At 41.1% G+C, this 10,717-nt stretch carries 8 protein-coding genes and 3 pseudogenes; 5 read left to right on the forward strand and 6 right to left on the reverse strand.

The genetic code is table 11. The features are described 5' to 3' along the window. Nucleotides 1-430 precede the first annotated feature (430 nt). Together BACFIN_RS23725 and BACFIN_RS06090 are read right to left on the reverse strand one after the other, a co-directional pair. Nucleotides 431-829, reverse strand: a pseudogene (locus tag BACFIN_RS23725) (FAD-dependent oxidoreductase); the annotation flags it as partial. 220 nt (nucleotides 830-1,049) lie between these two features. Then, nucleotides 1,050-2,483, reverse strand: a complete 1,434-nt coding sequence (locus BACFIN_RS06090; protein WP_007755725.1) for an aspartate ammonia-lyase — start codon at nucleotides 2,481-2,483, stop codon at nucleotides 1,050-1,052. A 179-nt stretch (nucleotides 2,484-2,662) separates the two neighbouring features. Here BACFIN_RS06090 and BACFIN_RS06085 point away from each other — a divergent pair, with 179 nt between their 5' ends. Genes BACFIN_RS06085 through BACFIN_RS06075 form a run of 3 tightly spaced genes read left to right on the forward strand, consistent with a single transcriptional unit; the run spans nucleotide 2,663 to nucleotide 6,266 of the window. After that, entirely contained in the window at nucleotides 2,663-3,973 is a 1,311-nt protein-coding gene (locus BACFIN_RS06085; protein ID WP_007755727.1) for an anaerobic C4-dicarboxylate transporter family protein, read from the forward strand. A 32-nt stretch (nucleotides 3,974-4,005) separates the two neighbouring features. Further along, complete coding sequence (gene ansB, locus BACFIN_RS06080; protein WP_007755734.1) at nucleotides 4,006-5,064, forward strand: L-asparaginase 2; 1,059 nt, start codon at nucleotides 4,006-4,008, stop codon at nucleotides 5,062-5,064. Between the two features lie 14 nt (nucleotides 5,065-5,078). Continuing rightward, nucleotides 5,079-6,266: a porin gene (locus tag BACFIN_RS06075; RefSeq protein WP_007755736.1), complete on the forward strand. Its 1,188-nt coding sequence runs from the start codon at nucleotides 5,079-5,081 to the stop codon at nucleotides 6,264-6,266. Between the two features lie 79 nt (nucleotides 6,267-6,345). Here the strand turns inward: BACFIN_RS06075 and BACFIN_RS06070 are convergent, their stop codons facing one another. From BACFIN_RS06070 to BACFIN_RS06060, 3 genes are all read right to left on the reverse strand, one after another. Continuing rightward, nucleotides 6,346-6,567 (reverse strand): DUF2795 domain-containing protein, encoded by a 222-nt coding sequence (locus BACFIN_RS06070; RefSeq protein ID WP_002558131.1) that lies wholly within the window; start codon nucleotides 6,565-6,567, stop codon nucleotides 6,346-6,348. Nucleotides 6,568-6,640: 73 nt separating this feature from the next. Then, a complete protein-coding gene (locus BACFIN_RS06065) occupies nucleotides 6,641-7,204 on the reverse strand; it encodes a cob(I)yrinic acid a,c-diamide adenosyltransferase (protein ID WP_007755739.1) in 564 nt (187 codons plus the stop codon). Between the two features lie 45 nt (nucleotides 7,205-7,249). Further along, nucleotides 7,250-7,873, reverse strand: a complete 624-nt coding sequence (locus BACFIN_RS06060; RefSeq protein ID WP_007755741.1) for a hypothetical protein — start codon at nucleotides 7,871-7,873, stop codon at nucleotides 7,250-7,252. 166 nt (nucleotides 7,874-8,039) lie between these two features. Between BACFIN_RS06060 and BACFIN_RS20900 the strand changes: the two are divergent. Next, nucleotides 8,040-9,132 (forward strand): annotated as a pseudogene (locus BACFIN_RS20900) (NCS2 family permease). Nucleotides 9,133-9,234: 102 nt separating this feature from the next. Here the strand turns inward: BACFIN_RS20900 and BACFIN_RS06055 are convergent. Beyond that, nucleotides 9,235-9,918 (reverse strand): energy transducer TonB, encoded by a 684-nt coding sequence (locus BACFIN_RS06055; RefSeq protein ID WP_007755751.1) that lies wholly within the window; start codon nucleotides 9,916-9,918, stop codon nucleotides 9,235-9,237. Nucleotides 9,919-10,570: 652 nt separating this feature from the next. Between BACFIN_RS06055 and BACFIN_RS23980 the strand changes: the two are divergent. Next, a pseudogene (locus BACFIN_RS23980) lies at nucleotides 10,571-10,717 on the forward strand (ISAon1 family transposase N-terminal region protein); the annotation flags it as partial.

A 10,717-nucleotide genomic window follows, 5' to 3' on the forward strand; every position in this document is an offset into this window, starting at 1 on the left:
AGGTTCACCCTTGCACTGGGAATCTTTTTTAAAGATTTAATAATCAAATATTTGGGAAATAAAAAGTGATCTTCTATCTTTACGGTATCAGAGAACGGCTGACAAACGAATGCCTCTCACTGACAACAAGCGTTCCTATAAATCGCTACTAATTCGTTATAGTACAATTTTTCAAGGTTTACAAGAGTTTATAAAAAAGATATAGACCGCTACGGTGAAAGCCCCAGGCGGATCATGAAAAGCAAAATGAGGGTGTGTCAAAACTAAAATGACTACTCTAAAAAGTTACAGATTGTAACTAACAATTATAAAAGAGCCATATCAAACTCTGTTTTTGAGTAATGATATGGCTCTTTTCATCATTGATTTAGGGAGTCAAGTTTCAGATTAAAAGTTGTCCTTTCATCAAATTACGTTTTGACACACCCTCTATTTGCTTTGATGTCAACCATATTTCTTCAGTAGATGTACGGACACCACATCAGCAGATACAAAAGAACCCACACCTGTATAAACTGTTACATTAGGATGATCTGCCAAATTATGGTAATTCTTGTCTCTCAACGCACTTGTCACAGACTCCTTCACAGCAATGTCATTGCGATAAATCTCTTCTCTCTTCAAATGTCGAGTTCTTCATACCGGAAGCAATTTTAGCCTGATGAGCCAACGTCTTTGTCGGAATACAGCCGATATTGATACACGTCTCTCCATACATTTTATCAGAACGTTCGACAATGGCGACTTTCCACCCACGTTTTGCAAACTCTGCCGCAAGGGTCTTTCCTCCCTTACCGAAACCGATAATAATAACATCAAATGTATTTATATCTTCTAATTGGTTCGAAATTTACTTGTTTAGTTTACAAGAAATGATATTGCAAAGTTCGCCACTTTCGAAGTAATAAACAATAACCATTTCGCCGGATAAATTAGCAATTATTCCCGTATAAAATCAAAGTAATACATCATCAAAACCACCGGAACAGATCAACGATCCGCTCGGCGATTTCTCATCTTAAACCAATTCCACTTACTATAAATACCAATCAACGATTTGGGTGAATATCCAACTTCACCGGCTTAATCATATTCTCCGGTTTCAGAATGGTATCCAAGTCTTTTTTAGAAAGAATATTGTGCTCCAATACAAGTTCATACACTCCTTTCCCTGTCTCTAAAGCTTCTTTTGCTATTTTAGTAGAGTTTTTATAACCGATTACCGGATTCAAAGCTGTCACTACCCCGATACTATTATGAACATCTCTACGGCACTTTTCTTCGTTGGCAGTAATGCCGTCTACACATAAAGTACGCAAAGTATCAAAACCATTCATCAACAGATCAGCGGATTCAAAACAGCATTGCGCCATCACCGGCTCCATTGCATTTAGTTCCATCTGGGCAGCCTCCCCACTCATTGTCACACAAAGGTCGTTACCTATTACTTTATAGGCGACCTGATTCATTACTTCAGGTATTACAGGATTCACTTTTCCTGGCATGATGGAGGATCCCGGCTGCATAGCCGGCAAATTAATTTCGCCCAGCCCACAACGCGGTCCGGACGCTAACAGCCGCAAGTCATTACATATCTTATTCATCTTTACAGCTACCCGCTTCATCGCTGCCGAATAACCCACCATGCAAGAAGTATCCGAAGTCGCTCCAATCAAATCATCCGCCAACTTTATATCCAGCCCTGTAATCTTACACAGAGCCTCAATACACATTTCCGCATATTCCGGCTCGGCTGTGATTCCGGTTCCAATAGCTGTCGCTCCCATATTGACTGTCAGAAAATCCTGTGCGGCAAAATCCAGGTTCTTCACTTCCTGCTCCAGAATATTTGCAAATCCATTAAAAGTTTGTCCAAGCGTCATCGGTACCGCATCTTCCAATTGGGTACGTCCCATTTTGATAATATGTGCAAACTCTTTCCCTTTTTTCCGGAAAGAAGCTATCAATTCTCCAAAATGCTTCACCAATTTGAGATGAGTGTAATACAAACCAATGTGAATAGCGGTAGGATAAGCATCATTAGTAGACTGGGAACGGTTCACATGGTCATTGGGAGAACAATACTGGTATTCTCCGCGCCGGTGTCCCATCAATTCCAATGCACGGTTGGCAATCACCTCATTGACATTCATATTCGTAGTCGTTCCGGCACCACCTTGAATCATATCAACCGGAAATTGTTCATGATGCTTGCCTTCAAGAACTTCCTTACAAGCTTTCAATATGGCGTCTGCCTGTTCTTCTGTTAACAGGTCCAATTTGCGATTGGCAACGACAGCTCCCATCTTCGTAATAGCCAAAGCCTGAATAAACAAAGGGTATTCGTTCAAGTGAAATTTGCTGATGCGAAAATTTTCAATACCACGGAGTGTCTGCACTCCGTACAATGCACTTTCCGGCACCTCACGACTACCTATCAAGTCGCTTTCTGTACGAGTTTTTGTTGATAAATTCTGTTTCATATCGGTTGTTTTATAACAATGACATTTTAGTTAGTTCTTATAATAACCAACCAGCAAGGTTATTGTTTTAATAAATATGCAAAAACCATTCAATAACTTTTTTGTTCTTAATACAGGAAAAAGAAAGTACAAAGAAAGAAATCACTTATCTTTGTCTTTAAACTTAACGCAATAACCTTATGATATTACAATTAGCATTTGTTCTGACTGCCATTATTATTGGTGCACGCTTGGGAGGAATCGGTCTCGGAGTGATGGGAGGAATCGGATTGGCGATACTTACCTTCGTTTTTGGCCTGCAACCTACCGCTCCTCCTATCGACGTAATGTTAATGATTGCAGCCGTTATCTCAGCCGCCGCCTGTATGCAGGCTGCCGGCGGACTCGATTATATGGTGAAGCTGGCAGAACATTTATTACGGAAGAATCCGTCACACGTTACTTTGTTAAGCCCATTAGTGACTTACTTGTTTACTTTTGTGGCCGGAACCGGTCATGTGGCCTATTCCGTATTACCGGTTATTGCGGAAGTTGCCACCGAAACAAAAATCCGTCCGGAACGTCCGCTCGGTATCGCGGTTATCGCTTCCCAACAAGCGATTACCGCAAGCCCGATTTCTGCAGCCACAGTTGCTTTACTCGGACTATTGGCCGGTTTCGACATCACTCTGTTCGATATTCTCAAGATTACGATTCCCGCTACCATTACCGGTGTTTTGGTAGGTGCGTTGTTTTCTATGAGAGTGGGCAAAAACCTGTCAGAAGATCCCGAATACCAGAAACGTCTGAAAGAAGGGCTTTTCAACGACAAGAAAATAAAAATCAAGGATGTCAAGAACAAACGTTCAGCTATGATTTCTGTTATCATCTTCATGTTGGCTACTGCCTTCATCGTACTTTTCGGCTCTTTTGAAGGGATGCGCCCGTCTTTTCTTATCGATGGTGAAATCGTTACTTTAGGAATGTCCTCTATCATCGAAATCGTCATGCTGTCGGCTGCCGCCATCATCCTGTTGCTAACAAAAACAGACGGAATCAAAGCTACACAAGGCTCTGTATTTCCTGCCGGAATGCAAGCGGTAATCGCCATTTTCGGTATTGCCTGGATGGGAGATACGTTCCTTCAAGGTAATATGGCGCAACTGACTTTCTCCATCGAAGGTATCGTACGTCAAATGCCATGGCTTTTCGGAATTGCACTGTTTGTGATGTCTATCCTATTATATAGCCAGGCCGCTACCGTACGTGCACTAGTACCGCTAGGCATTGCACTCGGTATCTCCCCCTATATGCTGATTGCCTTATTCCCTGCAGTGAACGGATATTTCTTTATTCCAAACTACCCTACCGTAGTAGCCGCTATCAATTTTGACCGTACGGGAACAACAAAAATCGGCAGATATGTGCTGAATCATTCATTCATGATGCCCGGACTTGTATCAACGGCTGTTGCTATCGGACTAGGGTTGCTTTTTATACAAATATTCTAACTATATATTATTAACCTAAACTTCATTCAGTTATGAAACAATTCAAAAGATTTGGTCTGATAGCAGTAACACTACTATTAACCGTGACAATGGCGTTTGCCGCAAAACCGAATATTCATATCCTTGCCACAGGAGGAACGATTGCAGGTACAGGAAGTTCTGCCACCGGAACCAGTTACACAGCCGGACAGGTGGCCATCGGTGCGCTGCTTGACGCCGTACCGGAAATCAAAGAGATCGCTAACGTTACAGGTGAGCAGATCGTAAAAATCGGTTCGCAGGACATGAACGATGAAGTATGGCTTACACTTGCCAAGAAAATCAACGAACTGCTGAAACGTCCGGATATCGATGGTATTGTCGTTACTCACGGAACGGACACAATGGAAGAAACCGCTTATTTTCTGAATCTAACCGTTAAAAGTGATAAACCGGTAGTATTGGTAGGCGCCATGCGTCCGTCTACCGCATTAAGTGCCGACGGACCGTTAAACCTTTATAATGCCGTAGTCACTGCCGCTGCCACAGAATCAAAAGACAAAGGAGTACTGATCGCCATGAACGGACTTATCTTGGGAGCGGAAAGCACAGTGAAAATGAACACCGTTGACGTACAGACATTCCAAGCTCCCAATTCCGGTGCACTGGGCTATGTACTAAATGGAAAAGTATTCTATAATCAGATAACACTCAAGAAGCATACCACCCGATCAGTATTTGACGTGACCCGCCTTACTTCACTCCCCAAAGTAGGTATCGTATATAGCTATTCCAATATTGAGGCTGATATGATGACTCCTCTGCTCAACAACGGATATAAAGGAATCATCCATGCCGGAGTAGGTAACGGGAATATCCATAAAAACATCTTCCCATCATTGATAGATGCACGTAAAAAAGGGATTCTTGTTGTTCGTTCCTCCCGTGTTCCAACCGGTCCTACGACTCTTGACGCAGAAGTAGACGACGCTAAATATCAGTTTGTGGCTTCGCAGGAGTTGAATCCGCAAAAGTCGCGTGTATTGCTAATGCTTGCATTAACCAAAACTACGGACTGGAAGCAAATTCAGCAATATTTTAACGAATACTAAACCCTGACTAACTTATGAAAAAATTGATTTTTATACTGCTCCTCACGGGCAGCATACAGGGAATATATGCCCAAAAAGCAGAGAAAAAAGACAAATTCTCTCCTAATACTCCTTTATTTGAGGAACTGACAGACGTGAAAAAGAATACAGATAAGTTCAACCTTTATCTGAATATGCAAGGTAGCTTTGATGCCCATTTCCGGGACGGATTTCAAGAAGGTGACTTCAATATGCACCAACTCCGCATCGAGGCAAAAGGTAATATCAACAACTGGCTCTCCTACCGTTACCGTCAACGCCTTAACCGCTCGAACGATGCAAACGGCATGATTGATAATCTTCCCACCTCTATAGATTATGCAGGTATTGGTATCCAACTAAATGAGCAGTTCAGCCTTTTCGCCGGGAAGCAATGCGCCGCTTACGGTGGTTTTGAATTCGATCTGAATCCGATTGATGTCTACCAATATTGCGACATGATTGATTATATGAGTAACTTCATGACCGGATTGAATGTTGGTTATAATATCACTCCCGACCAGCAACTGAATCTGCAAATCCTAAACAGCCGCAACGATTCTTTCGACAGTACCTACGGGATTACAGAAGACACCGAAGGTAATGTACCCGATCTGAAATCCGGGAAAATGCCGCTGGTATATACATTGAACTGGAATGGCAACTTCAACAACATGTTCAAAACTCGTTGGTCGACCTCTATCATGAATGAAGCCAAAAATCATAATATGTATTATTATGCCATAGGTAATGAACTGAATCTGGGTAAGTGGAACGCCTTTGTAGATTTCATGTATTCGAAAGAAGATATCGACCGCAAGGGAATCATCACGAGTATTGTCGGACATCAAGGCGGACATAACGTCTTCGACACCGGTTATCTTTCCGTTGTAGCCAAATGCAACTACCGTTTTCTGCCAAAATGGAACGCTTTTGTGAAAGGGATGTATGAGACCGCATCTGTCACTAAAGCCTCCGAAGGAGTGGAAAAAGGGAATTACCGCACCTCGTGGGGATATCTTGCCGGTATCGAATTCTATCCGATGGAAACCAATCTGCACTTCTTCGTAACATACGTAGGACGTTGCTATGACTTTGCTTCCCGGGCCAAAGCATTGGGACAAACGGACTACACTACGAACCGGGTATCCGTAGGTTTCATTTGGCAAATGCCCGTATTCTAAGCACTGTAAGATACAAAAAAATACCCGATAGCTTTTGTATAGTTATCGGGCATTTTATATGTTCAGTTCTCAGTTAAAATTAATACTCTTCCTCGTTAAAGAAAAAATCCTCCTTACTAGGATAATCCGGCCAAATATCTTCGATACTTTCATAGATTTCGCCCTCATCTTCCATCTCTTGGAGATTCTCAATAACTTCAAGAGGAGCACCCGAACGCATGGCATAATCAATCAATTCATCCTTGGTTGCCGGCCAGGGAGCATCTTCAAGTTTTGATGCTAGTTCCAATGTCCAATACATAATTTTGAGTATTTAAAGTGAATACTAAATTTGTCTTGCTTTCTATTTTTCGGCAAAAGTATAATAAAATCTATCATTTCCAACTATTATCCCAAAATATTTCGTTATTTTGTTCATCAAAATTAATTTTCCGGGATAATACAAACAAATAGTCTGACAATCTGTTGACAAAAGCAAATACTTCGGGCGAAATTGTACAAGTTTCGGATAAAGCCAAAATACGTCTTTCGGCCCGTCGGCAGACTGTCCGGCAGATGTGACAAACAGATGCGCCCCGACTTCCACCCGGAATAATAAAGGCACAAAGCTCCGGCAATTGTTCGTCCAACTTATCTATTTCATGTTCAAGACTTTCTACATCTCCGGAAGTTATAATACTCGCAGGTTTCAACTGCATTGTCTCCTGATCGGTAGCGAGATGGGAGCCGATAGCAAACAACTTATGCTGAACTCCTAAAATAAAGTGACGGTCCGCCTCATCCAACAGATAGGTGTACAGCCAGCCCAAATTCGAATTCAGTTCGTCCACTGTCCCATAGGCTTCCAGGCGGATATGCGTTTTCGGCACACGACTGCCGCCAACTAGGCTGGTAGTCCCCTTATCACCGGTTTTTGTATATACAAGGCTCTTTTTCATAATTTTCTTTTTTAATCATCTATATAAGGTAACGTACAAAGGTTCTCAGAAGTTGACGATATAATGCTGTTTTATCTTTGTTTTATCAAAAAAGAGTAAACCCAAGTCATACAAATCAAAAGTAACCCCAACCCGCTCGTCCTCCTTCAATTGATTCCAAAGCGTTTTCATCTTCTTTGAATAGCAAATTCCCTGCACCACAAACACACTTTTCAAAGTAACCCGCTGCGCACAAATATGAAAAACTTCTTCCATCAGTTCAGGATTCTGATAATTATTCATATATAAAAAATCGACCGGAGTATCTGCATCCAGAAACAGTTCCGAGAGGTCGGAAGCAAATAGATAAGAAGCGGAAGGCTTAGCCGACTGCAAATAAAGTGAAGCCGTCGAAGGCTGTCCCACTTCTATAACAGTGGCAGGTTGTACTTTATTCACCAACCGGAACAAAAAGCGGTTTATTTTTCCTCTACTCTTACTCCACCCACATTCTCTCACTTTCTTTCTCTGCTCTTCTTGCAAAGCATGATATGCATAATAGGGTGTATACTCATAAATCACATCCGTTATCAGACTGAAAGCAAAAGGGGAATGCACACCATATCCGCAACGATAGCGAAAACGGGAAAGCCAAATAAAAGGTCTTTTTATAGAAAGTAGAAGATTCATAAAACAAACGTTCGTTTTTTATTCTCGGATACAAAGATATGTTTTTTATCGCAAAGACAGAATAGTGGCGCAAGAAGAATTCAACAACTGAATACACCCCGATTGTCTAAAATTTATCTACTTTTGTAACGTCTAAAAATATTCGAAGAATATGGAAAACAAGAATATGCTACAAAAGTTGTTTGGATTCAATTCACATTCCATGCAGGTAAGAACTGAGATTCTTGCAGGTATTACTACATTTCTGACTATGTCATACATTCTTGCCGTGAATCCTAGCATACTGGGTGTCACAGGCATGGATAAGGGGGCGGTATTCACCGCTACCGCCACAGCTTCCTTAATAGCCACTCTTATTATGGCGGTATGGGCCAAACTTCCGTTCGCGCTTGCTCCCGGCATGGGACTAAATGCTTTTTTCGCTTTCACAGTCTGTCTGGGTATGGGTAATACTTGGGAATTTGCATTAACAGCAGTGCTTATCGAAGGCATCCTGTTTATCCTACTGACCCTTTCCAACTTACGTGTTACTTATAAAAAAAGTAAAAGGGTCTATGCTATGGGGAATCCTTTTGACAATGTTGATCGGCATTCCGATGGGAATTACCGAATTTAACGGAATCGTCAGTATACCTCCCTCATTGGAACCGGTATTTTTCAAGTTCGACTTCTCAAAAGTGCTCACCACTCAAATGGCTTTTACTGTGTTTACATTGTTATTTATTGATATGTTCGATACCATCGGCACGTTGGTCGGCGTATCCAACAAAGCCGGAATGTTGGTTAATGGGAAAGTGCCCCGTGCCAAACAGGCATTTATGGCCGATGCTATCGGGACTACCGTAGGGGCAATGTTAGGAACCAATACGGTAAGCACATTTGTAGAGAGCGCATCAGGCATCGCTCAAGGAGGCCGTTCCGGAATCACTTCTTTTGTAACTGCTATCTGCTTCGGAATAGCCTTGCTTTTCGCACCGCTTTTCCTCTCCATCCCAAGTGCGGCAACCTGCCCTATCCTGGTGTTGGTCGGTTTATTCATGATGTCACCTATCAAAGACATTGATCTGGATGATTTCACGGAATCAGTTCCGGCATTCATCTGTATCATTATGATTCCAATGGCTTATAGCATTTCAGACGGTATTGTTCTCGGGCTTATCAGTTATGTACTGACCAATCTGCTATCGGGTAAGTTCAAGAAGATATCACTCACCATGTATATTCTCGCAGCCCTCTTTACTCTCAAATATCTGGTATAAGCGAAAAAGATAAAAAACAAATATAGAAAAAGAGGGTATGTCAATGGCTCATTCGATTCCGAATTTTGACATACCCTCTTTACACTCATCTATTTCAAGCAATTACTGAAGTCTGAACATTACAGGCACAGTATATTTTACTCGAACTTTCTTACCGTTCTGCACTCCGGGTTTCCACTTCGGCATAGAACTGATCACACGGACAGCTTCTTTATCCAAATACGGATCAACCCCTCGTACCACTTCAGGATTCGTTATCGTCCCGTCCTTATCTACAACAAACTGAACAATAACCTTTCCTTGTGAGCCGGTTTCCTGTGAAATCATCGGATACTTGATATTACCGCTTAAATATTTCATTAAAGCAGCCGTACCACCCGGAAACTCCGGCATAATCTCAACGCTGACATGAATAACGTCTTCAACTACCGTTTCGGTTTCCACCACAGGCGGTATCCATACAATTTCATGAACTGCATTCATATCCTCTGATACTGTAGAAACCTCATCCGTCACCTCTATATCGTTCTTTACTATTTCTAATATGTCTACGACCTTATTTTCGGGAGGTGGAGGCGGTTCCAGTTTCTCCTCAGGGAATGTAATTGGAACTAGCTCTGTCACAAAGATGGATTCATCATCTGATGATAGTGCCGCAACCCTGACATCATGTTGTGTCCATTCGAACGAAACGAACATGAAAGCGAGCGCAACAACCAAACCCATCAACAACCAAGAACCCCGTTGATTCTCAATTGCAGCCTTTTTTGATTTCTTGGCTTCCATAAAAAATGTGTTTAAGTAATTAATAATAGAAAATATATAGTATATATACTACTTTTCATTTTTCCTCTTAAGCATTACTTAAAGTGCTCTCTAGCTGCAATAAATATAGTATTTTTATTGACAGGGTGTTACGCTTCTGCTTGTTTATTCTATTCTTTTGCCTTCTTTTGGATAAAATTTATGAATTCAACTTACAGCTTTTACCTCAAAAACAGAATAAACAGGAAATTTCAGTTAGTCTTGCGAATTGCCCATCGCCTTTTAACAAACAGCATTTGCATATCTATTTTTCAGAATGCAATAGTTCTTCAGAATACAACTTTATCTATTCTTCTTACCTATATTAGTTTCTTTAAAACCTAATTAGCAGTACGCAGTGATTTAATACTCGTCATACATAACTTTATTCGTCTGACAGTTGTTGAACTTTCGTCTGACAACTGTCAGACGAATAAAATCATGCATCATTAGTCATAAATCCATTAAGTATTAAGAATAAATTTGCACAAGCTCAAAATTAATTCATAACCTAGTACGGAAATAAACAGACTGAAAACAACCGAAGTTTCAGATTAATCCAATTTAAGGGTCAATGTAAAAACCTGAGGGGTAAATTTATAAATTGTTATCTTTGTCTCCAAATTCATAGCTTATGGAGTTAAACGGTTATCGCCTTCTTCTTCCTGAAGGCACTTTAGACTACTTTGATCTTGTTGATGTGAAGGAAAGTGTAAATGAAGTTGTGTTCTACCTTGAGGAGAAAAATATCGTTCCTGAGAAGTATACAGATCAGGATACT

The sequence above is a fragment of the Bacteroides finegoldii DSM 17565 genome (assembly GCF_000156195.1).
Taxonomy (GTDB): Bacteria; Bacteroidota; Bacteroidia; order Bacteroidales; family Bacteroidaceae; genus Bacteroides; species Bacteroides finegoldii.

Coding starts and splice junctions, on each gene's coding strand:
- BACFIN_RS06090 (WP_007755725.1), bottom strand. CDS start 2,483: ATGAAACAGAATTTATCAACAAAAACTCGTACAGAAAGCGACTTGATA.
- BACFIN_RS06085 (WP_007755727.1), top strand. CDS start 2,663: ATGATATTACAATTAGCATTTGTTCTGACTGCCATTATTATTGGTGCA.
- ansB (WP_007755734.1), top strand. CDS start 4,006: ATGAAACAATTCAAAAGATTTGGTCTGATAGCAGTAACACTACTATTA.
- BACFIN_RS06075 (WP_007755736.1), top strand. CDS start 5,079: ATGAAAAAATTGATTTTTATACTGCTCCTCACGGGCAGCATACAGGGA.
- BACFIN_RS06070 (WP_002558131.1), bottom strand. CDS start 6,567: ATGTATTGGACATTGGAACTAGCATCAAAACTTGAAGATGCTCCCTGG.
- BACFIN_RS06065 (WP_007755739.1), bottom strand. CDS start 7,204: ATGAAAAAGAGCCTTGTATATACAAAAACCGGTGATAAGGGGACTACC.
- BACFIN_RS06060 (WP_007755741.1), bottom strand. CDS start 7,873: ATGAATCTTCTACTTTCTATAAAAAGACCTTTTATTTGGCTTTCCCGT.
- BACFIN_RS06055 (WP_007755751.1), bottom strand. CDS start 9,918: ATGGAAGCCAAGAAATCAAAAAAGGCTGCAATTGAGAATCAACGGGGT.